The organism is Planctobacterium marinum, assembly GCF_020687805.1.
GTDB classification, from domain to species: Bacteria; Pseudomonadota; Gammaproteobacteria; order Enterobacterales; family Alteromonadaceae; genus Planctobacterium; species Planctobacterium marinum.
Window position 1 is genome coordinate 448,168 of the sequence record NZ_JAJEWQ010000002.1, and the last position, 23,431, is coordinate 471,598.

The 23,431-nt window shown below is 47.7% G+C and carries 19 protein-coding genes; 12 read left to right on the forward strand and 7 right to left on the reverse strand.

The annotated features are described in order from the left end of the window. Positions 1-247 precede the first annotated feature (247 nt). Positions 248-1,303 carry a polysaccharide lyase family 7 protein gene (locus LJ740_RS07305; RefSeq protein ID WP_229528416.1) on the reverse strand — a complete coding sequence of 352 codons (1,056 nt, stop codon included), beginning with the start codon at positions 1,301-1,303 and terminating at the stop codon, positions 248-250. A 277-nt stretch (positions 1,304-1,580) separates the two neighbouring features. Between LJ740_RS07305 and LJ740_RS07310 the strand changes: the two genes are divergently transcribed. After that, positions 1,581-2,432 carry a diguanylate cyclase gene (locus tag LJ740_RS07310; protein ID WP_229528417.1) on the forward strand — a complete coding sequence of 284 codons (852 nt, stop codon included), beginning with the start codon at positions 1,581-1,583 and terminating at the stop codon, positions 2,430-2,432. Between the two features lie 441 nt (positions 2,433-2,873). Beyond that, positions 2,874-5,819 (forward strand): TonB-dependent receptor, encoded by a 2,946-nt coding sequence (locus LJ740_RS07315; protein WP_229528418.1) that lies wholly within the window; start codon positions 2,874-2,876, stop codon positions 5,817-5,819. 113 nt (positions 5,820-5,932) lie between these two features. Here LJ740_RS07315 and LJ740_RS07320 read toward each other — a convergent pair whose 3' ends face one another. Both LJ740_RS07320 and LJ740_RS07325 read right to left on the reverse strand, forming a co-directional pair. Next, the gene (locus LJ740_RS07320) at positions 5,933-6,664 is read right to left on the reverse strand and encodes a FadR/GntR family transcriptional regulator (RefSeq protein WP_229528419.1); all 732 of its coding nucleotides are present in this window, start codon (positions 6,662-6,664) and stop codon (positions 5,933-5,935) included. A gap of 243 nt (positions 6,665-6,907) precedes the next feature. Then, positions 6,908-8,659 carry a Na+/H+ antiporter NhaC family protein gene (locus LJ740_RS07325; RefSeq protein WP_229528420.1) on the reverse strand — a complete coding sequence of 584 codons (1,752 nt, stop codon included), beginning with the start codon at positions 8,657-8,659 and terminating at the stop codon, positions 6,908-6,910. 155 nt (positions 8,660-8,814) lie between these two features. On the opposite strand from LJ740_RS07325, the gene LJ740_RS07330 reads away from it, so the two are divergent. Beyond that, on the forward strand, positions 8,815-9,669 hold the full coding sequence (locus LJ740_RS07330) for an MBL fold metallo-hydrolase (RefSeq protein ID WP_229528421.1): 855 nt from the start codon (positions 8,815-8,817) through the stop codon (positions 9,667-9,669). A 244-nt stretch (positions 9,670-9,913) separates the two neighbouring features. Here the strand turns inward: LJ740_RS07330 and LJ740_RS07335 are convergent, their stop codons facing one another. Both LJ740_RS07335 and LJ740_RS07340 read right to left on the reverse strand, forming a co-directional pair. Further along, positions 9,914-11,857 carry an aminotransferase class V-fold PLP-dependent enzyme gene (locus LJ740_RS07335; protein WP_229528896.1) on the reverse strand — a complete coding sequence of 648 codons (1,944 nt, stop codon included), beginning with the start codon at positions 11,855-11,857 and terminating at the stop codon, positions 9,914-9,916. 110 nt (positions 11,858-11,967) lie between these two features. Next, complete coding sequence (locus LJ740_RS07340) at positions 11,968-12,318, reverse strand: VOC family protein (protein ID WP_229528422.1); 351 nt, start codon at positions 12,316-12,318, stop codon at positions 11,968-11,970. Between the two features lie 51 nt (positions 12,319-12,369). Between LJ740_RS07340 and LJ740_RS07345 the strand changes: the two genes are divergently transcribed. The 7 genes from LJ740_RS07345 to LJ740_RS07375 all read left to right on the forward strand — a co-directional run bounded on the left by LJ740_RS07345 (position 12,370) and on the right by LJ740_RS07375 (position 20,392). Next, positions 12,370-12,864, forward strand: coding sequence for a GNAT family N-acetyltransferase (locus LJ740_RS07345; RefSeq protein WP_229528423.1), 495 nt, complete (start codon positions 12,370-12,372; stop codon positions 12,862-12,864). A 200-nt stretch (positions 12,865-13,064) separates the two neighbouring features. After that, complete coding sequence (locus LJ740_RS07350) at positions 13,065-14,339, forward strand: efflux RND transporter periplasmic adaptor subunit (protein ID WP_229528424.1); 1,275 nt, start codon at positions 13,065-13,067, stop codon at positions 14,337-14,339. Positions 14,340-14,366: 27 nt separating this feature from the next. After that, complete coding sequence (locus LJ740_RS07355; protein WP_229528425.1) at positions 14,367-15,068, forward strand: ABC transporter ATP-binding protein; 702 nt, start codon at positions 14,367-14,369, stop codon at positions 15,066-15,068. A gap of 9 nt (positions 15,069-15,077) precedes the next feature. Then, positions 15,078-16,436: an ABC transporter permease gene (locus LJ740_RS07360; protein ID WP_229528426.1), complete on the forward strand. Its 1,359-nt coding sequence runs from the start codon at positions 15,078-15,080 to the stop codon at positions 16,434-16,436. A gap of 11 nt (positions 16,437-16,447) precedes the next feature. Further along, positions 16,448-17,653, forward strand: coding sequence for an ABC transporter permease (locus LJ740_RS07365; protein WP_229528427.1), 1,206 nt, complete (start codon positions 16,448-16,450; stop codon positions 17,651-17,653). Positions 17,654-17,725: 72 nt separating this feature from the next. Beyond that, the gene (locus tag LJ740_RS07370; protein WP_229528428.1) at positions 17,726-19,072 is read left to right on the forward strand and encodes a sigma-54-dependent transcriptional regulator; all 1,347 of its coding nucleotides are present in this window, start codon (positions 17,726-17,728) and stop codon (positions 19,070-19,072) included. 6 nt (positions 19,073-19,078) lie between these two features. Continuing rightward, positions 19,079-20,392 (forward strand): sensor histidine kinase, encoded by a 1,314-nt coding sequence (locus LJ740_RS07375; protein WP_229528429.1) that lies wholly within the window; start codon positions 19,079-19,081, stop codon positions 20,390-20,392. Positions 20,393-20,403: 11 nt separating this feature from the next. On the opposite strand, the gene LJ740_RS07380 is transcribed toward LJ740_RS07375, so the two are convergent. Then, positions 20,404-21,414, reverse strand: coding sequence for a serine/threonine dehydratase (locus LJ740_RS07380; protein WP_229528430.1), 1,011 nt, complete (start codon positions 21,412-21,414; stop codon positions 20,404-20,406). Positions 21,415-21,659: 245 nt separating this feature from the next. Here LJ740_RS07380 and LJ740_RS07385 point away from each other — a divergent pair, with 245 nt between their 5' ends. Then, on the forward strand, positions 21,660-22,457 hold the full coding sequence (locus tag LJ740_RS07385; protein ID WP_229528431.1) for a hypothetical protein: 798 nt from the start codon (positions 21,660-21,662) through the stop codon (positions 22,455-22,457). Positions 22,458-22,514: 57 nt separating this feature from the next. On the opposite strand, the gene LJ740_RS07390 is transcribed toward LJ740_RS07385, so the two are convergent. Continuing rightward, positions 22,515-23,009, reverse strand: a complete 495-nt coding sequence (locus tag LJ740_RS07390; protein WP_229528432.1) for a PH domain-containing protein — start codon at positions 23,007-23,009, stop codon at positions 22,515-22,517. A gap of 145 nt (positions 23,010-23,154) precedes the next feature. Between LJ740_RS07390 and LJ740_RS07395 the strand changes: the two genes are divergently transcribed. After that, complete coding sequence (locus tag LJ740_RS07395; protein WP_229528433.1) at positions 23,155-23,388, forward strand: DUF1289 domain-containing protein; 234 nt, start codon at positions 23,155-23,157, stop codon at positions 23,386-23,388. The last annotated feature ends 43 nt before the right edge of the window (positions 23,389-23,431 follow it).

Consider the following 23,431-nt stretch of genomic DNA (forward strand, 5'->3'; position numbering starts at 1 on the left):
GAGTTCAGCCGAGTTGTCTTCGAAATCAATGCAGTTGGTGTTCATAGCTATAAGAAAGCTGGATTTGTTCGAGCCCGCATTACTGAGTTTGCGGAGGAAATAATTAATTACTACGGAAAAACGTCAAAAAAACTCACCAGGCTAATCTGCTGACAAATTGCGAACAGCCTGCCACTGTGAGCAGCGCTAAAACTAAACGCCAGTTCAGGCAGAATCTGGCGTTCTTATTAGGTGGGGCAGGCCAACGTTAGTTGGCTGGTAGTAGTTTTAACTGCGAAAAGCTAACACTTACATAGTCACCATTTTGTTTATCAACTTCCCAGTCCCCGGTACCGGCACACCCTGCATACCAGAACCCTGGTTGATCCTTCACGCTGCATTGATTGTAAGCTCCGGCTTTGAAGTAGTGCCAGTCTCCTGCGTAACCCTGCGGGTGATCTCTGGTATCAGGTATGCCCAAGGCATCAATGTTGTTGGACAGATCTATCTGGTATTCCACGGGTTGATGGCCATCAGCGGTAAAATTCAAATGCATTACATTGCCGGAAACATGGACCTCATAGCTAAAACTCTCTCCCAACGCTATACCAGTGTCGCCGGGATCTTGTTGATTCTCCCAGGTAAAACCCCAAACAGGGTAGGCAACGTCGATACGATGGGGGTCCTGCTTGGGGAGGTTGCGCTCATAGGTCCAGAAAACTGAGCCGGTATTATGCTCAGGCCACTTTTTATAATAAATTTTTAGAGGCTCGTTACCCCAGCCAAAGCCCTGGTTTTGCTTGATTAAGTGGTTGTCTTTTCCGGCGTGGATCTGACCTATAACGACAGAGTACGCGGGGTATTTTTCGGGGTGTCTTGCATTGACCGCCACATGATTGACTTTCAGTGTGGCCTGCATAATACCGCCGGTAGCACCAAAAGATTCGTTGTTTGGGTGTGCCTTGAGAGCGAAGTTATTCCCCGGAGCTTTGGTTTTAATTTTTTTGTTTGTCCCTCGCAGCATTTGTCTCAGCTCACTTCGGGTATTGGTGGAGGTGGCGGTGGTGGCTGCTTTATTCGGAGCCTGAAAGGTTAAATTACCTTGTTGATCGACAAAGAAATAGTCGCTGTGGCTATAGGCCTGAATCTCTGCAACATCAACCTCATCAACTTTGCCATTATTGTCGCCGTCCATAGGTAAAGTGATCTTCCAGTGGCTCAGATCGAATTGGTCAGCGGGAAGGGAAGTCGCCAGCGCTTCAGGTAAACCTGTTGTCGCCCACAAACTCAGAGAAAGTATTGTAGCCTGTCGTTTTAAAGCCATCGTTTAACTCCTGTTATCTTTAATCTTAACGGATATTTTCAGCATAGACACAATCCCGGGACAAATATTGCGGGTCTTAAATCTAACTAAATGTTAAGCAATAGTTAACCAATAATCAATATTGGTAATAATTAAATGTTAACTTGATGTTGATTTTGGTTATCCTGTTGGTATATAAGTTTATTGGTATCTGTTAAATGGCAACCAGACAGGCACTCTCAAATTATATCCATTGCAGCGTTCTTGCTGTTACATGCTGACAGGTTAGGAGGAAGAAATGAAACCGGGAATATTGCTTTTTTTATTGTTGTTTTACAGTGTCACTGAAGCTGCAGCGCGGGCTGATACAATAAAAGTGAACAAGGTAGTAGGTGAAAAGGAAGAATTGATTCTATCTATTCTTGAGCTGGCACTGCGCAAGTCTGGTAATACGCGGAACTTAGCTCAGTTGGACACCGAGATTCCGGTGGGGCGGTTGGTGGAAGAAACCGATGCAGGCCGAATAGATCTGATGTGGGCAGGCTCTTCTAAAGTGCTCGATGACAAGCTTAACGCGGTACGTATCCCCTTGTTAAAGGGGCTTTTAGGCCACCGGATATTTATTATTCGTCAAGGTGACCAGGCTCGTTTCGACTCGGTGACCAGTTTATCCAGTCTTAGTCAGTTTACTGCGGGCATGGGGCACTTCTGGGGATCGACGCGGGTCTTGAAAGAAGCGGGGTTGAAGGTAGAAACCAGTGTTAAATATCAGAATCTATTCCACATGCTGGATGGCGGAAGATTTGATTATTTTCCTCGGGCGGCGCATGAACCCTGGTCTGAGGTTAAATCTCGCCCGGAACTGGGGTTGCAGGTGGAGAAAAATCTGTTGCTGATTTATCCCTACGCCATGTATTTTTATCTGCGCAAAGACAGTGTTCAATTGCATGCAAGCATATTGAACGGGCTGGAGCAGGCCATCACCGACGGTAGCTTCGACAGCTTGTTTTTTGCCAACCCTATGATTAAATCCGCCGTCGAAGAAAGTCATTTTAGCCATCGTGTTGTAATGCGAATCGCCAATCCTGATATGCATCCCGACACACCTGTTGGTCGCCCTGAATTGTGGTTGGATATAGCAAAATTATAAATAATGCTATCTGCTTCTAAAAAAATATTGGTTGTCCAGGACGGGGATTCCCCCCTGTTCTGACAACGGATAACTGCGTCGGGATTTACCCGCAACTCGCCATCTCTGAACACCATCGCCACTACTAACCCTGTTTCTTACTTCCCTTTTTAACGCCTTGAATTTTAATCAAAAAATCTCGGGTACACAGCCAGATTCCAGCCGTGGAGTCCGTTTTCTGAAAATCCTGAAATGGCGTTATTTTTTGTAAAAATACAATGAAAACATACCAATTTGTAAGTGCCTTTATGTTCTTGGTAAATGTTTGTGGTAAGTTAAATGGTGAGCCAAGGGGTTGACCAAAAGTGTTTTGTGTTGTAAAAAATATGTGAAGCTTTTGTAAAGGCCAATTGGTAATTTGCAAATGTTTCGTTAAACACACAACTAACTATGGAAACCAAGATGAGACCTAATCTATCCAAAATCACTCTGGCGGTGCTCTCTGCAACCGCGCTGAGTACGCTAAACCCGGTATTGGCTCAGGAAGAAAGCACCGACGAAGCCGACAATGTCGAAGTTATTCAGGTATCTGGCATTCGGGGATCTCTGACCAACGCCCTGGCTGAAAAACGTTCAGCCTATAATCTCGTTGAAGTGATACAGGCTGTCGATATTGGTAAATTGCCGGATCAAAACTTGGCGGAAGTTTTGGAGAATGTGACGGGGATTCAAATTACCCGGGAAGCGGGGGTAGGAACCGGAGTACAAATTCGGGGCACCAATGCTAACAGAACTGAGATTAATGGGGTTTCCACAGTAGGTTCCGGTTCTGGCCGTAGTGGTATTAATTTCGAAGATGTGTCAGCGGCAATCATTTCCGCTGTTGAAGTCACAAAGGCCCCTGAAGCTAAAACCATCGAAGGGTCTGTGGGTGGTACTATAAATCTGCGAACCATTCGCCCGTTACAATTGGATGACACCCTGGCGTCAGTGCGTGTGCAGGCCGAAGACAGCAGTCTCTCTACCGATGGCATGACCCCGCGTATCTCAGGATCTTACGGTGACAACTGGGACCTGGACAATGGACGTTTTGGTATCGTATTGAGTGGCAGTTATACAGAACAGGACGTATCCGCTTTTCGTCCCAGAGTGGATCGTGACAATGTTGTGCTTGCTGACAGTGGCGTAGCGAGTGCTCAGGCCTTTGATTTTCTGCCTATTCAGTTTTTAAATCAGGACTATGACAACTACGAGTACGAGACTAAGAATTTTTCCGGTACGTTAGAATGGGAATTAGACAATAATCTCAAGTTTTATTTTGATGCGGTGATCAATGATCAAGAGCGCCGTGAAGAGAGCTCCAGAGTGCAGGCTTCGGGCGTAAGTGATTTGAGAAACGTCTCAGTGCCCAGTGCTTTTGAAACCGTGAACTTTGGCAGTCTGGATGGTGTTGAACTGGGGAGTATTCAGGCGGCATTGCAAGGGGTTATTCCTGTTGAGGAAGGCGGTGCGGATCCCAATCTGCGCTTTTCCAGTGATACCAATTCCCGTATCACCAAAAGTAAAATCTTCCGTTTAGGCGGTGACTGGAATGGCGATAACATTAGCGTCAGTGTGGAGGCATCAACGTCCAATTCAGATTCAACAACCCCCAGCATTAATACCACTTTAAATTTTATTAACCCCAATGCCGAAATAAACTCTTCCAATGAAAACGGAACGCCCTTTGCCTACGACCTCGATGGTGCACTGGCATTTGGTATCGCCTTTGATGAGGCAAATTCACCTACGGCCGCGCAACTACTTGACCCGGCAAACGTCGTTTTACGCGATGTCAGTGTGGGCCGTGATGTGGCCGAGAACGGTGAAGATGCGTTCAGAGTGGATGTTAATTACGCACTGGATTTCGAATATATCAGCTCTGTTGATTTTGGCTACCGTTTCAACAAATCTACCAGTTTGCGTGATCAGGTGCGCTCCAATCTGGGTTTGAGAAGTATGGCCGACAGTCCTTCTGGTGATTTGTTTGCAGAACTTCTCACTCCGGGCCCCACCAACTTTGGCGATGCCGATGGTCGGGATTTGTTTGTACGGGATTATTTGCTCATTAACCCGGAACTTGTTGCGTCTGACCCCGATGGCGTGCTGGCCACCCTCAATGCCGCGATTACCGCTCATGGTGGAAGCCGTCCTATTGATTCACCTACATCAGCTGTCAGTGGCTTTTTTGATATAGAAGAAGAAACTAATGCGCTGTTTGCTCAGGCAAACTTTGAAGCCGGTATTTTCAGAGGTAATGTGGGTTTGCGTTATGTTGAGACGGAGGTGAAATCCGTGGGTAACTCCATTACCCAGGATGCCAATGGCAATCAAATTGTGGAGCAGGTGACGTCTAAAGGTGACTACAGTTTTGTGTTACCCAGACTGAATATCGTGGCGAATGTTACGGATGATGTTTTGGTGCGCACTGGCTGGTCAAAAGATATTCGTCGTCCTGATTTTGACGATCTGTCTACTTCTGTAACCTTCAGTACCAGCCCTAACCCTCCGGTATCAATTGGAAATCCCGGGCTGGAGCCTGAAGAAGTTACTTCGTTTGATATTTCTGCTGAATGGTATTTTGCACCAGCCAGCGTGGTGAGCATTGGTTACTTCCACAAAACCCGTAGTGCATTGCACGTTATGCAGCAAACTGACCCTTACGAAGATCCCACCACAGGGTATCGCGATACCACAGGACCTGACTGTGAGCAGGGCGGTATCTTTAATCCAATCGCTGACATCAATGTGTTTGGCCCTAACGTAGGAGTTGGTGTTTGTGTTCCGACATCCACCACTATCAATGACTCAGGCGAAACCACACAAAAAGGTATCGAGGTGGCCGTTCAGTACGACTTGTCAGAATTTGAAAGTGAGTTGGGGTGGGCGTCAGGCTTTGGTGTTATTGCGAACTATACCAAGCAAGAATTCTCTGGTGGTGAGTCGTTTGATACAGGAACGAGTCGGGCAAATGCGGTATTCGCCGCCACTACCGGGGTTGAGGATATAGAAGTAACGGCATTGCAGTCACTTATCGATCTGTCTGAAAACGCCTATAACCTGACTGTTTACTATGAGAAATACGGGTTGTCAGCGCGGGCCAGATATACCTGGCGTGAGGCGTACCGCTCAATTGACTTCGGCAGTACCAGCAGTTTTCCATGGGGCTTTCCGGTGGTTCAGGATGATCGCGGCCAGTTAAATGCCAGTATCAGCTATGACGTTAATGAGAACCTTAACATCGGAGTGGAAGCGGTTAACCTGACCAAGTCTGACGTTGAACAATACTGCATAAATGAAGGGGCGCTGTTGTGTTATCAAGGCTTAACTGACCGACGCATTACCTTCGGTGCCAGCTATCGCTTTTAATCAACCGCTGTCAGCACTGTTAAAATAGCAAGCCCTGGGCTTGCTATTTTTTTGCCTGAAATGGGGGAACTGAAGAAACGGCGCCCATTACTCAGAGCGCTGCACCGGCGAGGCTATTGAGATAAATGAGATATTGAATACAGGCCGCGGGTTTCGCTGGTTTTTCTGCGAATTTCTTCCAGCGCTTTTTTCTCGCTGGCATCAAATAACGCGTTAATAAGACGATTAAAATGATCGTGCATGGCCTTTCTGGCTGCGGATGAGTCGCGTTTAGCAATCGCTTCATAGATGGCGGTATGTTCTTTAAGTCGTTGTTCAATACCTTGCGAACAAACATCCTGATAAGCGGCAATAATTTGTGGCCGGGTGCGTCTCAACTCCCATAAATTTCTAACCGACAGTAACAACGCGCTATTGCGGGTGGCTTTGGAAATTATTTCGTGAAAACGCATATCGGCTTCTTCTGCCGTCTCCATGACTTTCATGTCTTCCAGTGCCTGCGCAAGGCGATTTAACTCTTCTTCTGATATTGTGGCTGCCGCCAGTGCAGCCGCTTCTGCCTCAACCAGGGCTCTGGCCTGGGTTAGTTCAAAAGCGCTGATCTCTTTTAATAGTTTGTCAGACTCATCCGCATCGGTAACAAACACGCCGGAGCCGGTTTTAACTTCTACCTTACCGCGCACTTCAAGAGCTATAATCGCCTCCCTAATGGTGGGGCGGCTGACGTCAAATGCTTCTGCTAACTCCCGTTCAGCGGGTAAGCGACTGCCAGCGGCGTATTCACCTTGCTCTATTAACGATTCGAGTTTATCAACCACTGTCCAGAAGCGACGACGACTTTTCATTTGAGAGATCTCTTTTCTTTATTGGTAATAATTAACCATTTAGCGACAACATTCACTTTGGCCACATAAAACCTGACATAGGGTAATTTTGTGGCAACAAAGAGCAGTTTAAATAATAGTCTAAAACTATAAATTGGTAATGCCTTTTTTACTAATTGGTAACATAGCTAGTTGTAACTGGCTTGTCAATTGCCATCGCGCATCAGTAACGTACCTGATTGTGACTTTTACCTCGTGCTGACGCTATGCAAACACCAGCGTACACAGTGTCCATAAAACAGCAGCGCCACCGGCAGCCATAGTCGCCGGAATGATTTGAGTTTTGACGTGGTCCATCAAATCACAACCGGTTGTCATCGCACTTAGAATCGTGGTATCGGAAATCGGTGAACATTGATCGCCATACACACTGCCATTTAACACAGTGGCAAAACATATCATCATAAAGATTTCCGGATGAGCCAGTCCCTGCGATTGCGCAATTGCCCAGGCCAGTGGCATCGCCAGCGGAAATGCGATCGCATACGTCCCCCAACTGGTACCGGTGGAAAAAGCGATCAGCATGGTCATACATTGCAATATTACCGGCAACGCCCAAAAGGGCAGTTGTTGACCTAACAAATCCACCAAAAACAGGCCGCCGCCAATTTCCTTGCTGATGCCGCCGATGGTAATGGCCAGCATTAGCACCACTGAGGCCACTACAACACCTTTCAGACCATTGCCAAAGCCATCCATGATTTGCCCCAGGGTCATGCCTTTGACCAGCGCCATTGCCAGGCACAATGCCAGCGCCGCGCCAAACGCCCAGTGAATTTTAGGGGTACCTAAAAATACAAAGGTAAGAATCGCCACAGCCAGCAGCATCACTAAGGGTAAGATGAATTCCAGTGGTGAAGACCGGTAGCCTTGTGGCAACTGCGGTTGATGTAACTCTTTGGCGCTGATGGGCTTTGCTGATGGCGCATCTAACTCGCCGGTGGCCTGTGTGCGTTGCCATGCCTTTCTGAGCGGTTTTCCGGCCAACTGAAAATGATTTAGGCTAACCAACAGGGTGCCGGTAATGGCCAACATGGCGTAAAAACTAAAGGGAATGCTGCTAAAGAAAAAGCTGATGCGGTCGGCTTCGGTGGCCAGAAAGGTAACTCCGGGCACAAAAATCAGTGCCTGTACATAGGCAGGCCAGGCGTTAAAGGCAATGAGTGAGGCTATCGGTGATGCCGTGGAGTCTACGATGTAACTCATTTCTTCGTGACTGACGTTGGCCTTATCAGCCATGGGCTTTACCGTAGTACCTACCAGTACGGTACTCATGGTGCCGCCCTGAAAAAACAAAACGCCCAGGCTCCAGGCGATGACTTTCGTAGAGCGAGGGCCTTTAACAAAATGTCGGGTCATGTATTCGGCAAAGGCTTGAGCTGCCCCGGTTTTAGACCAAATGCCTAACAAGCCACCTAATAACCACAAATACAAAATTAAGATACTGGCGGCATTGTCTGTTCCGACACTGGGGATCAGCACCTCTCCGGTTATATCAAATTTACCCAGGATAATGGCGCCCACCAGTATGCCACTGAGCAAGGCCGCCACCGGTTCTCGAGTCAACAGACACATGAGTATCGCTACCAGTGCAGGCAGTAACGACCAGAGACCCAGATGATAATCGGCTTTCAGTAGCAGTATTTTTTCCGGATCTTCATCCTCATACACCCACTGAGATTGTAAGTCAGGGGCACCCTGCAATTGGTTCAGTGCGGTTTGGTTTAACGGTGACAGTGAGCGGGCTATCGGTGCTTCAATCTGCACTTCTTTACCGCGTTCGACATATACTGTTTGCCCTTTGCTATTTTCATACAAATCGTAGCGGAGTTGTTGTTCTTTCCAGGTGGGCGGAACGGCGATAAAACAGTATATGGCAGCGACGAGTGATAACAGCAGCAACGCACCGGCGCTTTTATTGTTGAAGTTCCCCAGAGATATTCCCAATGTAGTCAAACCTTATTGTTATTTTTTAGTTGATCACTTCAGCCAGTTTGCCACTATACATAAATTCGCGGAAAAATCGCAAAATTCATACCCAACTTCAGAGCGTGTTACCCCAGGTGGTAAATTACAGGGCAACAGGTTCTGGCAAACAACCAGGAAGCATTATGAAAAAAACAGTGTTAGCCGTGTTGGCAGGCTTAGTAATTGGTCAGGCTTCGGCCCATGACCGATTTGAAAATGTTGAAATTAAAGCGGCGAAGTTATCTGAATCCGTCCACATGCTATCCGGCGCTGGCGGCAACATCGGGGTTTCTGCCGGAGACGATGGCGTACTGGTGATTGACGATCAGTTTGAAGAACTGGGACCGAAAATCCGCGATGCCATCAAATCTATTTCCGACAGCAAAATTCGGTATCTGATCAACACCCATTATCACGGCGATCACACCGGCAGCAATGCCTGGTTTAAGGATAACGAAGACGTTACCATTTTTGCCCACGACAATGTCAGAATGCGTCTGATTAGCGACGAAAAGGTGTCCGGAAGCGCATTACCGGTAGTGACCTATGAGCAAGGCGTTAAGTTTCACTTTAATGGCGATACCATTCACGTCAAACACGTTCCCGCCAGTCACACCGATGGCGACAGTTTTGTCTGGTTCGAAAAACAAAACATTATTCATGCCGGTGACATGTTGTTTAAAAACTGGTTTCCCTACATCGACCTTGATGGGGGCGGCACAGTGCAGGGATATATGAATACCTTACAGGCCATGATTGATGCCGCAGATGAAAATACGCAGATTATTCCCGGACACGGCGCACTGGCAAATCGTCAGGATCTGCAAAACTCTTTGCAAATGCTGCAGGTGACAGCAAAAGAAATCAAAGCCCGTAAAGACGCCGGAATGACTATGGATGAAGCCGTGGCGAAAGGGCTGGATAGCAAATGGGACAGCTGGTCCTGGAATTTTATCCCTACCGAGCGCTGGATTAAGACGCTGTATAAAGGGCAGTAACGGTGCGCTAAGGGAGCGCAAGCTCACTTTTGTGCTTTTTTCTAAAGCGCGCTACTTCTCAACGCTGGTCGGCTATGACTTTGACCCACTGTAAACCTCAGACATATCCTGGTTGCCAATCTTCAGGTTTTGTCTGCGCTATCAGCTTGTTTCGCGAAAGGGCCAGATGTGTATGGACTTTGAACACTGCTGCGACGGTTATTTAAGCAACACAAAGTGGGCCAATGTCATTCTGTTGATTTAACTAACGAGTGTCTTTTCCATTGTCTTTTTGCACATAAAGTTCGCCATCGTATAAGCCCTGAATGGTGAGCTTTTGTGAGGACAAGGCTTTGATGTAATCAATGTGATCCTGTTCGATTAATTGTCCTGGCACCAGTAACGGAATGCCGGGCGGATAGGGGGTTACTAACCCGGCAGCGATGCGACCGACACTGTCCTGCCAGGCGATAGATTCCCGCTGACTAAAAAAGGCGTCTGAAGGCAGGGTCACCAAATTAATGGGTGGGATTGCAGCCGGTAACACGCTTTTGCGTTTGCTCTTGTTTAGTGACACCGAGCCGGAGTCCAGCTTCTTCAGGGCGTTGTACAGGCGTACAATTTTAGAGCGCATGCCACCCAGGGTCAGCAATACCAAAATGGTGCTGTGGGTGAACTTCTCGATTTCCAGGCCCACTTCATTCATCAGGAAGCGATGAATCTCCTGATTAGAATAATCCAGTGCTGAAATATCCAGCAGGATTTTCAGTGGATCATGCCCAAGGTTATCTGTTTCAAAATGGGTGAACATCTTTTTAAAGTCGGCCGGATTCAGAATACGGATCCGTTTAAACTGACTGACCTGCTGCTTCAGTTGATTTACGTTGTCCAGCAGTTCGTTGAGGATCTTAAAGCCTTCCATTTCCAGCTGTTTGCGGCACACATCCAGCGAAGCAATGATCTGGTATTTCGGCGAGGTGCTGGTATGGATGCTATACACTTCTTTAAAGAAGTCTTTGTCAAAATCCGGGTCGTTGACGTGGATATAAGAGGCCTGTGAAAAGGCAGAAACCACTTTATGGGCAGAGTGAGTAACATAGTCAGCGCCGGCGGCAATCGCTGAATAGTGACGAAAATCCGGGTGGAACAGCGAATAGGCAAACCAGGCTTCGTCGATGAATACCTTCACTCCGCGCGCGTGGGCCATGTCTACCACTTGTTTAATGTCGGTTAAAATACCATCGTACGTACAACCAGTCAGTACGATTAATTTGGCGTTGCTGTGTTGTTCCAGCATAGATTTAATCTGTGCCAGAGAGGGCGGGGCGAAGATACCGTATTCGGCATTTAACTTGCTGTCCAGGTACAAGGGCATGGCCCGGGCCTGGACGATGCCGTAGTGCACAGATTTGTGGCAATTGCGGTCCACGATCACCTCATCGCCTTCCCGCAACAGGGTTTGCAATATGATCTTGTTCGAGGTGGATGAGCCGTTAGTGACAAAATAGGAATGTCTGACGTGAAAGGTATTGGCCACGTTTTCCTGTGACTTGCCAATAGCGTGTGTGCTGTCAGATAAAGAGCCTAAGGAATCAACGCTGACCGATAAATCACTGACAAATACATTGCGACCAAAAAAGCGATAAAAATCGCTGATAAAGGGCGAATGTCGAAAACTGGCGCCGCCGCTGTGGCCGGGTGTGTGCCAGGAGTCATTGGCTTCCACCGCGTAATCCTTGTAGGCGGTCCAGAAGGGGGTTTCACTGCGGTCATCAAAGTCATTGATGATGTAACCCAATATCGACTCCGGATCGGTGATGATGTCGTTGCGATAGAAAAAGGCTTCGACACCGGAGGTCTGATCGATGATTTCAAGTCCTTTTATGGCATCGCCTAAAACATAGACAGGTAACTCTATACGAATAGCCTTGATTGCATCGATTACTGCAGAATTGTTGGCAATTTTGCCTTGCTGATCGGGGGTTATCTCTTCCCAGTTTACGGTGGTATCCCAACTAAAAATAACGGCCTGTATGTCACCATCGGTATTCACCAGCTGTAGTGCCTCGCTGACATTGCTGGCCTGCAACACGGTTAAGTCTATATCAGAACGATCAAAATGGTCGATAGAATCAGTGATACTGGTGTGAATTTGCTCCAGCAAATCCGGCGCGTCTTCGATAATCAGAATAGATAACTTTGGCAGCATAACGAGGTTGAGTTTTACCCTTAACGTATTTGCCGCCAGCATAAGTGTAATAGCCGAAACATGCAAAGTAAGAATCGGCTAATAATTGGGTATTATTGTGCTAATTCAGCTTATTCTGACCAAACCGCATATTCATTGCCTGCCGGATCGGTAAAATGAAAACGGCGTCCTCCGGGAAAAGCAAAAATTGCTTGAATAATCTGACCTTTGGCTTGTTCTACAGCGCTTTGTGTGGCCTCCAGATTGTTGCTGTACAACACCAGCAAAGGGCTACCAGTGGCAGTGGAAACGGTCTGTTCTGCACTGAAAAAACCACCATCGATGCCTTGTGCGGTAAAACTGCTATAAGCTTCGCCATAATCAGTAAAGGCCCAGTCAAACACCTCAGTAAAAAAGGTTTTACTGGCCTGAATGTTGCGGGTGGGAATTTCGATATAATTAAGGTTATGATGGCGCGTCATGACACACTCCGTGTTTAGTCGATTGATGCCCTCAGTTTAGGTGAAAAAAAGATGCAAAGCTACAGATTGATTCCGGCCACACAACGTCACATCGCTTGTGTTCGCAACTGGTTTGAAACTGAGCGGGCATTGCTGACCTGGGGAGGTCCCGGTTTAACGCTGACCACGGATGATGAGGCATTTGCACTGCAGATTAAACTCAATAGTTTGGCCAGTTATGTTCTGCTTGATGGTGATGAAGTCGTGGCATTTGGTCAATATTATGTGCGCCTGGGGCGTCATCATTTCGGACGGTTGGCGGTGTCACCTTTCAGACGTGGCCATGGCATCGCCTATCACCTGCTTATGGCACTCGCCGACCGTGCCGGTAAAACCCAACAGGCCAGCGGTTATTCGCTTTTTGTTTTTCCTTATAACAGAGTGGCCCTGCACACTTATCAGCGGTGTGGTTTTAAATGCCAGACTTACCCGGAGGAAATCCCCGGCGGGTTATCTGATTGCCATTATATGGTGGCCGAATGCGTGAGTTTTCCGCAACAGTCATAACCCTCTCTGCCCCCCTTCTTATTTTGCCTGTTCGCCCGAACACCTGAACGCACACATAGGGTGTTCGCCCACCTGTAAAATGGAAATAATTCAATAAAATCATTGTCTTATGTTTTGGCCCTGTTTTTGCTTTGAAAGCGATGTATTGAATTTTTGCGGGCTGCTGGTGCGGCCTGAACCGTAAAACAGGACCATTAGTAATGTTAAGAGATACGTCCGGTCAGGACCGGGTAATAGCAAAGCGCTCCTCGCCAATTCGCAAATACGGGGCACCGGTGGGAATTGCTCTGGCGCTGGTGGCTGCAACGCTGACCGGCCTGAATAAATTCAACCAACTGTTTGCCTCAGATATGTCTGTCGATACCGAGCGGTTGCGTTTTGCACAGGTGGTGCGTGGCGATCTGATGCGCGATATTGCTGTTCAGGGGCGCGTTGTCGCGGCCAATAGCCCAACCCTGTATGCCAATTCCGGGGGCATTGTGACCTTATCGGTTAAAGCCGGTGATCAGGTTACCGCCGGGCAAACATTGGCCTTGGTGGACAGCCCGGAGTTAAAAAATCGCCTGGCGCAGGAGCTGGCAACATTGGAGCAGTTAAAACTGGAAGTGGGGCGACAAAATATTCAGATCAAAAGTGCTCAGCTAAATAACCAACAGGCGATAGAAGTGGCGGAAGTCAATTTGGATTCGGCTAACGTAGAAAAGCAACGGGCTGAGATCAGTGTGACTGATTCACTGATCAGTCAACGAGAGTATGAGGAAAAAGTCGCTGCGTTTAAAAAGGCGTCTTTGGTCCATAAGCACGCACAGCAAAACTACAACATTCAGGAAGAAAATCTCGCGCTGGAATTACAGGGGATGCAATCGCAACTGGCCAGGCAGCAGCATGTTGTGGATGAACTCAATCGTCAGATTGCGCAACTAACCCTTACCTCTCCAACCAATGGCGTGATTGGCAGTGTTTATGTGCGACAAAAAGACAATGTTGCGGTTAACACTGCGCTAATCACCGTCGTGGATTTAAGTGTGTTGGAGATCGAAGCCGCTATTCCGGAAAATTTTGCTGACGATTTAGGGGTAGGTTTGCAGGCTGAGATCAACGTCAATGGTAGTGTCCTGGCTGGCGAGCTGGTGGCCATTTCACCCGAAGTGAGTGAAGGCCAGGTAGAAGGCCGTATCCGTTTCAGTCAGCTATCAGAGCAACAGCTAAGACAAAATCAAAAAGTCAGCGCGCGTATCTTAATCGAAGCTAAAAGCAATGTGCTGAAGATCAAACGCGGCGAATTTCTTGAATCCGGGGGAGCGCGGTTTGCTTACCGGGTCAATGGTGATAATGCCTATCGACAACCTGTGGTGTTTGGTTCCCGCAGTATCACCGAGGTAGAGATACTGTCGGGGTTAGCAGAAGGTGACACCGTCATCATTTCCAATACCGCTCAGTTTCGCGAGCAAAGCCAACTGTATTTGAATAACTAAGCGTCATTAAGTTAAGAGGAAAGCATCATGTTAAAAATGGAAAACGTCAGCAAAATTTATCGCACCGAGCTGATTGAAACACACGCCTTGCGTAAAGTGGACTTACATATCAAAGCCGGCGAATTTGTGGCGATTACAGGGCCTTCGGGCTCAGGTAAAACAACGTTTCTCAATCTTGCCGGGTTACTGGAAACCTTTGAAGAAGGCGATTATTACCTGGATGGCGAAAACGTCCGTGGTATGAATGATAATCAGCTTTCTGACCTTAGAAATGAAAAGATCGGGTTTATCTTTCAGAGCTTTAATCTGTTGGCCGATTTGCCTTTGTATCAAAACATCGAGGTGCCTTTGCGTTATCGCGGTTTGTCTCAGGCTGACCGCAAGCAAAGAGTGGAGCAGGCACTGGAAACCGTGGGGCTGGCTTCCCGGGCTAAGCACCTGCCAACACAGTTATCCGGCGGTCAGCAGCAAAGAGTGGCCATTGCGCGAGCGATTGCAGGTGAGCCGAAGTTTTTGTTGGCGGATGAACCAACCGGAAACCTGGATTCACTGATGGCGCAACAGGTGATGGAGTTGCTGGAGAAAATTAATCAAAGCGGCACCACTATTATCATGGTTACTCACGATGACAAACTGGCCCGCAGGGCTCATCGCAATATTCAAATCTTTGATGGTCAGGTCAGTGATCTGGAATATAGCGTTGCAGATGACATTGTAAAACGAGCCTAGGAGAGCATGATGTTCAGATATAACCTGTCTCTGGCGCTGGCAAGTTTGCAGCAGCGACCTGGGCTAACCTTTTTAGTGATCCTAACTCTGGCAATCGGATTGGGTTTATATACCACAGTACAAACGATGGCGTTTTACAACAGCAGTGTGCCGGTTGCCCACAAAAGTGAGAACCTGTTTCTGATTCAGGTGGATAGCCGCGAGGCCTCAGCCGAGCCCATCACCGAGCAAGTTAGTATGGTGGATACCACCTACAAAGATGCCATGAACCTGCAGCAATGGCAGATTCCGGGAGTCACAACCTCGCTCAACTGGAATACCAATGGCGTTATCAATGTGCTGGACAACAATGTACCGGCAATTCGTTCCGAAATATTGGCCACCAATAGCCATTTCTTCAGCATGTTTGAAACCCCATTTATTTATGGTAGCGGTTGGGGAAGCGAGGAGGATAGCAGTGGAGCCGGTGTTATCGTGATTAGCCGCGCCATGAATGATCGTTTATTTGGTGGTGAAAACAGTGTGGGTCAGCTGCTCAGGATAGATACCCTGAATCTGAAAGTTATTGGCGTCATGGCGGACTGGACCATTACCCGACGCTTTTATGATCGCAGTTTTGCGCCGGGCTATTTACACGAGTTTTTTGTGCCATATCGCTTTGCTCTGAACAATGATTTACCGCGCAACGCCAGATTCAACTGCTGGTCTGTCGAAACCCAGGATAATCCTCAGTTTCGCACAGAAAACCTACAGCGATTGTTAAATTCTGAGTGTTCATGGATAAGCTTTTGGGCCGAAATCCCGGATCAACAGTTAGCCACCTACCAAACGCAATTAGGCAATTACATAGAGTCGCAAAAAGCCCTGGGCCGCTTTCCCAGAGAGCCGCAAATGTATGTCACTCATTTGCAGGACCAGGTGAATTACTATGGTAATCGCAACGGTTACATCAATACTTTCAAAATGATTTCCCGTTTGTTTTTTGCTGTGTGCCTGCTGAATGCAGTGAGCATCTTACTGGCAAAGTTTATTCGTCAAAGCCGGGAAGTAAGTTTGCGCCGGGCGTTAGGGGCACGTAAAACCACCATTATTTATCAATATGTTCTGGAAGTGGTTCTGATCGGATTTATGGGCGGCTTGCTGGGAATACTGGTGTCCAAAATTGGCCTTTGGGGCATGCTTAATATTCGTCTTTATGCGGTGGACTATACCATCACGGCACAAAGTATTGCCCATCAATACCAGCTTAACTGGCTACTGATCGGCGAGGCGTTTCTCACCAGTATTTTGTGTGCTCTGTTGGTAAGTTTGTACCCTATCTGGCGCGTCTGCAATATCTCGCCTGCCACTCAATTAAAAGCAGAATAAGGAGTTACCACGTGGAAATTAAATCAATTCTCCTGAGTCTGAAGCAAAACAAGTTTATGGCTTCGATCATGGTGTTACAAATCGCGTTCACCATGGCGGTATTGAGCCTGTCGGTGTTGTTAGCCGCAGCCACGCTGAAAGAATGGAATTTACCTTCCGGTATTCCGCATGATGACATCATTCGGGTAACACCGCGATTTTACGATCCCAACATGAATGTTGCCGCAGCGGTACAGCATGATCTGCAAAGGTTGCAGGCAATAGATGGCGTGCAGGCGGTGTCGCCAACGGATCAGGTACCCTTTGCGGCCGAGGTTGTGCGCGATGTGTACCTGTCAGTGGAAGAAGAGGCACAGTCCTATAAAACCAACATCTTCAGTGCCGATGAGAAACTGCTGAAAGTGCTGGATCTGACTCTGATAGCCGGGCGGGCTTTTACCTTTTCTGATGTGATTGCTGACCCGGATGCAAAAAACAGTGAAGTGATGATCAGCCAATCAATGGCAAAAGCCCTGTTTGACAATGGCAATGCGCTGGACAAAACAGTGTGGCTCAACAAGGGCAGTGACCCGGTTAAAATTGTGGGCATATACAGCGATTTTATGAACGGTGAAACACTCAATTATTTTGGGAAATCCTATCAGACCATGATCTTGCCGCGTTCATCCTGGCAATTTGCGGCTGAGCCTCACTATTTATTGCGCATGACACCCGGTCTGGCAGTGCAAAAACTGGAAGATATCGCCACCGTTTTCTATCAGGAACAGGGGCGCTATCTGGCGGTTTACGAGCGTCTATCGCGCATCCAAAAACGCATGTACGACGGCCGTGGCAGCCGGGCGTTAACCTTTTTAGTGATTAGCCTGGTGCTGGTGCTGATAACCTCATTTGGCATTGCCGGCTTTACTTCATTTCAGGTTAATCAACGGCGTAAACAAATTGGTATTCGGCGTGCGCTGGGTGGCAGAAAAAGCGACATTATGGCCTACTTCCTGACAGAAAATAGTATCATTACCTTCGCCGGGTTGTTGCTGGGTACGGTGGTTACCTTGTTTTTTAGCTTTGAGTTGTCCACCATGGAACAGCAAAATATCTTAGATTTAGTATTGCTGATGGTTATTGCCCTGCTGCTGTGGTTCATCAACGTGGTGGCGGTTTGGCTCCCCGGGCGTCGGGCAGTCAAAGTGCCACCGGCTATTGTTACCCGGGGCAGTTAACACAAGCTGTCAAAGGCCGTCAGATGCGAACGGCCTTTTATTATAATGATAAACACCATATAGGGAGTCTGAATGAAAGCCAGGGTTTTAGTCATAGACGACAACGCGGATGTTGCTAAGGCTATCGGGGTGCTGCTGCACCTGAATGACATAGATACCCATCATGCTGCTACAGCAAAAGCGGGCTTAGAAGCGCTGAACTCATCACCGTTTGACCTGGTGATCCAGGATATGAATTTCAGTAAAAATCACACCTCCGGCGAAGAGGGCATTCAGTTATTTCAGCAGATTCGCGACAATTTTTCGGACATTCCTATTATTCTTATCACCGCATGGACCAGTCTGGAAACGGCGGTGCAATTGGTTAAATCCGGGGCCAGTGACTATCTGAGCAAACCCTGGGATGACGACAAATTGTTAGTCACCATCAATAATTTACTGGAATTGGCGCAACTGCAACAGGCCCACAGACAGCACACCCTTGAACGTATCCGTCAACGAGATAGCCTGTCTGAGCAATTTGACTTGTGTGGCATTCGCTATCAAAGCGACGCGATGGCGCAACTATTGCGCATGACCACACAGGTGGCAAATTCCGATGTGGCGGTACTGATCACCGGACCAAATGGCGCCGGAAAAGAAAAAATTGCAGAAGTGTTGCAGGCTAATTCGCCCTGCAAAGACGGGCCTTTTATCAAGGTTAATGTTGGCGCATTAACACCGGAATTAATGGCGGCGGAGTTATTTGGTGCTGAAGCCGGTGCATATACCGGGATCACGCAGCGGCGTCAGGGGCGGTTTGAATCAGCGCACGGTGGCACCCTATTTTTGGATGAGATTGGCAATTTGTCGATGGATGGACAAATCAAATTATTGCGGGTGTTAGAAACCGGTGAGTTTCAGCGCATTGGTGGCAATGAGGACATAAAGGTTAAGGTGCGTATTATCAGCGCCACCAACAGTGATCTGTCGGCCGCCATTGCCGCCGGTACATTTCGCGAAGATCTTTATTATCGACTGAATGTTATTGAGCTAAATCTGCCGCCGCTACACAAACGCAAGGCCGACATACTGCCGTTGGCAGAACTGTTTCTGGCGAACAAAGCCACCTTGTCTGAAGAGGCCGTCATGGCGTTAAAGCAATATCACTGGCCCGGCAATGTCAGGGAAGTGAAAAACGTGATGCAAAGAGCGGCCTTGTTGTGTCAGAACCAGTTGATCAAGGTGTCAGATCTTGGTCTGGAGTTGCAGCAACCCTTGAAAATAGATGCCAGCAAAGATGACGAAATCAATGCCAATGACATTCGGCGCGCTATTGACGAAGCCGGTGGGGTGATTTCAGATGCCGCCCGATTATTAGGACTTGGCCGATCGGCCTTGTACCGGCGAATGAAAAAATTTGGCATTGATGAAAACTAAGCGCTGATGAAAAAATCCCTCTACAGACACTTATTGCTGCCGCTTGCTTTGCTGTTAACGCTGTTTTTCGCCGGCACTGTCTACATTTCAGAGTACCTTGCGGAGCCGGTGTTGTGGACCCTTGCACTGACCCTTGTTGTGATACTTACAATGGCGATTTTATTGCAACAATTATTGCGTCCGCTGACCGATGTATTACAGGCCATTAATGATGGTGTCAGTGCTTTTCAGGAGGATGACTTTAGCCTGAGCATTCACAAAAATGGCTATCGGGAAGTGGAAGATATTGTCAGTCTCTATAATCAGGTGGCCGGTATTTTGCGGGCCGAACGAATGAACATATTTCAGCGGGAACTACTGCTGGACACCTTGATTCAATCAACACCGGTAGCGATGTTACTGACGGATAATCGGCAGCGAGTGGTGTACAGCAATCACGCTGCAAAACAGCTGTTGAATGCCAATAAATCCCCGGAAGGCTTTGCCATTAGCCAGTTGATCGCATTATTGCCGGAAGCGCTACAGCAAGCCACTCATAGCCTTCAGGATGGCCTGGTGACCTACAAAGTAGACGATCAAACCATGGTGTTTAACGTTAACTTTCAACAGTTTATGCTCAACGGTCAAAATCACAGTTTGTACCTGTACAAAAATTTAAGTCAGGAAATGGGCCGCAAAGAAACTGAATTGTGGAAAACCGTGATCCGCATGATTAGTCATGAACTCAATAATTCTTTGGCCCCCATTGCTTCTTTGACCAGTTCTGCGCGGCGTATTCTGGCGCAACCTGAACATCTGCATATGCTGAATGACGTGTTGGAAACCATTGAGCGGCGCAGCCAACATCTCAGTGCGTTTATCAAGCAATATGCTCAGTTCGCAAAAATGCCTCCGCCCCACAAAGAACGGGTGCAGTTAAAGCCGTTTTTTGAACATCTAAAGACACTGCTGTCCGTGCACTGTGAGCTGGACATTACTGTCGAAGCTGCACACTTTGATGTGTCGCAAATTGAGCAGGTGCTAATTAACCTGGTGAAAAATGCCAGAGAATCAGGCTCTGAAGAGCAGGACATTGGGTTTCGGTTGACGCAACAGGCAAATAAGCTGACGTTTCTGGTGTTTGACCGGGGGGCGGGATTATCACCAGATGAACTACAACAGGCACTGCTGCCTTTTTACACGACGAAGGAACAAGGCTCAGGCATAGGTCTGGCGTTGTGTAACGAAATTGTAGCCGCCCACGGCGGAAAACTGCGTTTGTACAACCGTGAGCATGGCGGATTGTGTGTGAGTTTTGAGTTCGTTTTCAGCTCAACCTGAAGGGATTGAGCTTAGCGGGATTGTTGTTCGGCACTTCCCGGTAACCGGGCAAGGTAGTCCTCTTGCCAAACTTGCGCCATTTTAGCCTGGTCTATATTACCGCCGGATAATATAACCAGACAGGTTTGGGGATTGCTGAACCGGCCTTTGCGTAGCCAGTTCATCACGGCTTGCATGGTCATTGCGCTGGTGGGTTCTACATGCAGTTTGAGTAAGTGCTGTAACCATTGTGTCCAGTACGCGATTTGCGACTCGGCAATTTCGTAGAAGTCATCACAATGCTGCAAAATCGGGAAGGTATGGCTACCCACAGCAGGTGTCGCAGCGCCATCAGAAAGGGTATCGGGTGGCCCCGGTAAGGTCTCGATTTTACCACTGCGTAAAGAACATGCGGCATCGTTGGCGTTCAATGGTTCGGCACCAATCACCTGAATCCTGTCGTCAATGCCTTTGGCGGCCAGCAAGGTGCCTGACAACAATCCGCCACCACCACAGGGGGCAAAAACCGCATCAACCTGAGCATTGATCTGCTGCAAAGCTTCATAGCAGGCCGTGCCCTGGCCGGCAATCACATCCGGATGATTAAAGGGCGGGATCCACAGGGTGCCGTGTTGTTGGGCAGCCTCCTGTACCGCCTGATCCGCATCTGTACGACTGGCAAATTTGTGTAACCTGGCACCATAGGCCTCAGTGGCTGCGGCCTTTACTTTAGAGACGGAGGCAATGGTGAAAATGCTGGCGGGTATGTTAAACGTAGCCGCGGCATAGGCGATAGCCTGAGCGTGGTTGCCAGAGCTATTGGCCACTATCTGCTGCGGTAATTCGTTGTTTTCACTGAGTTTCGCCAGTACATTGGTGGCCCCTCGAAACTTAAAAGCCCCGGTCTTTTGCAGACATTCTGCTTTGAATAAGAGCCGATGACCCAGCCATTGATTCAGTAATGTCGACTCAACAACCGGTGTCTGGTGTACTTTGTGTTTAATGCGCTGATAGGCAGTGATGATCGCCTGATGATCCAACACAGAATGTTTCCCTTAATTTGCTGAATATAATTGCGAAAACTTATCATATAACCCAGGCAACGCTGAACATAATTTACGGTGTATTCACATTGTGAAACAGCTTGCCTTAATGTTGCCACAATTGATCATCATATGATGTTGGTAACTGCAGGTAATAAACGTTAATATGCGGTTTAACTATATAGAGTATAATGCTCATCTAATTTAGTAGTCAAAGCCGCTATACAGGCTTGTCGAGAGAAGGTATGTCGACAGATAAATTTGATAATGTGCCCAGAATTGTTCTGGAGAAAGAAGACAGAGATTCTTTTCAGCGAACCCGTGCTGCGCAGAAGACGAAACCAGAACCAGAAACTCCTCAGGATAATCCACCACCGGCTAAATCATCAGGTGGACTGGTAGTGTTTGTTTTATTATTAGCGTTGGGCGGTTATGGTGGCAGTTACTGGCTTTACACCTTGCAGCAAAAAACGGCGAACCAGCTGGACAACGCCAGTGAACGTATCTTCGAATTGGAACGTAAAATCTCTGCTACCGGCGAAGAGCTGGATCAGTCTGCCGTTGCCTTACGGGTTCAGGTGAACGATTTAAAAGATAAAACCGACGTGTTGTGGCAGGAAATGGATAAGTTGTGGGCCTCGGCGTGGCGACGAAACCAGACGGAAATCAAAGAGCTACAAACTCAGACCAATAACGAGTTTAAGAACCAAAAAGCCAGTTTAACGGCGTTGCGTTCGGATGTTTCTGATTCCAATACCACCATGGCGGTAATTCAGGAACAGGTAAATCAGCAATTGAATCGCGCCAAAGAAATCAACAGTTCGTTGGAGTCCGTAGTGAAACAGCGTGCTGCGTCAGAGCAACAGATCCGCGATATGGGTGATCAGGTTGCCACGGTTGCCTTGCGCATTGAAGCCTTAATTGAACGCATTGATGCGCTTGAGTCTCTGAAACAGGAAGTGTCTGACATCAAAAGCCAGAACGTGGCAAAACCGGCTATCGTGCAACAACCCTCTGCGGGTAACACGCAGGCAGGGCAGTAATCGGCAATTATACCGGATGAGCCTGGCCTCATCCGGATTGTACTCGTCTCAATTCGCTTATCTTACTGAAACCAAATTATGCATTTCACTGTGCTGCTCGTGATCAAGGTGATGGAAATTGCGGCAGCGTTGTTTTAGCTCCTGAATAAATGCGCGGCGGTTGCGCGGTGAAATAAATGTATAAGAGCCACTGTGAAAGATCTTAATACGCGAAAATGACAACGTGGGGGCCACAAACCAGTTGTAGCTTTTTTTGGCCAATTGCACGTCGGAATAATAGATGGTTTTGTACAGTAATTTGCCACATTTAATTTCCAGCCTGTCCTGGTGTAACGTGTATTCACACGGCCAGGCAGAAAAGCGAATAATCACAAACATAAGCACACTAATTGCTGATGCGGTAAAGATATCAGCAGGTTGCAGGCTAAAACCCTGATTTTGCAGCATCGGCCAGGCAAGCAACGCGCCAGGCACGGATAAAGTCACTGCAGTGAAGAACCACCAATCCACTTTGGAACGCCACTTTGACACTGAATAGTTTACTGTTTTCATAATGCCCTCTACCAATAAAACGTATACACTGCCCAATAAATATACCCTGATTACCCGGTGTTTGCTGTTGGTCAGAGGTGATCACTGACAGCTGTTATGTGTTAAAATCCCGTTGGTATCGATTCTTTAATTGCGAAAGTTGGCTATGAAAACTCCCATTAACCGCCCCATTGATCCATGTCAGGCAGTGTGCCGATTTGACGATGATGACATTTGTCTGGGGTGCTTTCGCAAAAGAGAGGAGGTCAATAATTGGCGTTTTTTAAGCAATGAAGAAAAAGCCAAAATTGTGGAAATAGTCAAACCCAAAATTGCACAAAGGCTGGAGGATGAAAGGCGTTCAGGGCGCTTGCCGGCATCGCAACGATTCCGCTTTTAGTGCTATTTTGGGTGTTTTAAACCACGCCAATCAATGCCCTCTG

What these genes read in the sequence shown, in the direction of transcription:
- LJ740_RS07305 (WP_229528416.1), bottom strand. Translation starts at nt 1,303, where the DNA reads ATGGCTTTAAAACGACAGGCTACAATACTTTCTCTGAGTTTGTGGGCG.
- LJ740_RS07395 (WP_229528433.1), top strand. Translation starts at nt 23,155, where the DNA reads ATGAAAACTCCCATTAACCGCCCCATTGATCCATGTCAGGCAGTGTGC.
- LJ740_RS07340 (WP_229528422.1), bottom strand. Translation starts at nt 12,318, where the DNA reads ATGACGCGCCATCATAACCTTAATTATATCGAAATTCCCACCCGCAAC.
- LJ740_RS07345 (WP_229528423.1), top strand. Translation starts at nt 12,370, where the DNA reads ATGCAAAGCTACAGATTGATTCCGGCCACACAACGTCACATCGCTTGT.
- LJ740_RS07385 (WP_229528431.1), top strand. Translation starts at nt 21,660, where the DNA reads ATGTCGACAGATAAATTTGATAATGTGCCCAGAATTGTTCTGGAGAAA.
- LJ740_RS07350 (WP_229528424.1), top strand. Translation starts at nt 13,065, where the DNA reads ATGTTAAGAGATACGTCCGGTCAGGACCGGGTAATAGCAAAGCGCTCC.
- LJ740_RS07375 (WP_229528429.1), top strand. Translation starts at nt 19,079, where the DNA reads ATGAAAAAATCCCTCTACAGACACTTATTGCTGCCGCTTGCTTTGCTG.
- LJ740_RS07390 (WP_229528432.1), bottom strand. Translation starts at nt 23,009, where the DNA reads ATGAAAACAGTAAACTATTCAGTGTCAAAGTGGCGTTCCAAAGTGGAT.
- LJ740_RS07370 (WP_229528428.1), top strand. Translation starts at nt 17,726, where the DNA reads ATGAAAGCCAGGGTTTTAGTCATAGACGACAACGCGGATGTTGCTAAG.
- LJ740_RS07355 (WP_229528425.1), top strand. Translation starts at nt 14,367, where the DNA reads ATGTTAAAAATGGAAAACGTCAGCAAAATTTATCGCACCGAGCTGATT.
- LJ740_RS07320 (WP_229528419.1), bottom strand. Translation starts at nt 6,664, where the DNA reads ATGAAAAGTCGTCGTCGCTTCTGGACAGTGGTTGATAAACTCGAATCG.
- LJ740_RS07330 (WP_229528421.1), top strand. Translation starts at nt 8,815, where the DNA reads ATGAAAAAAACAGTGTTAGCCGTGTTGGCAGGCTTAGTAATTGGTCAG.
- LJ740_RS07310 (WP_229528417.1), top strand. Translation starts at nt 1,581, where the DNA reads ATGAAACCGGGAATATTGCTTTTTTTATTGTTGTTTTACAGTGTCACT.
- LJ740_RS07360 (WP_229528426.1), top strand. Translation starts at nt 15,078, where the DNA reads ATGTTCAGATATAACCTGTCTCTGGCGCTGGCAAGTTTGCAGCAGCGA.
- LJ740_RS07335 (WP_229528896.1), bottom strand. Translation starts at nt 11,857, where the DNA reads ATGCTGCCAAAGTTATCTATTCTGATTATCGAAGACGCGCCGGATTTG.
- LJ740_RS07315 (WP_229528418.1), top strand. Translation starts at nt 2,874, where the DNA reads ATGAGACCTAATCTATCCAAAATCACTCTGGCGGTGCTCTCTGCAACC.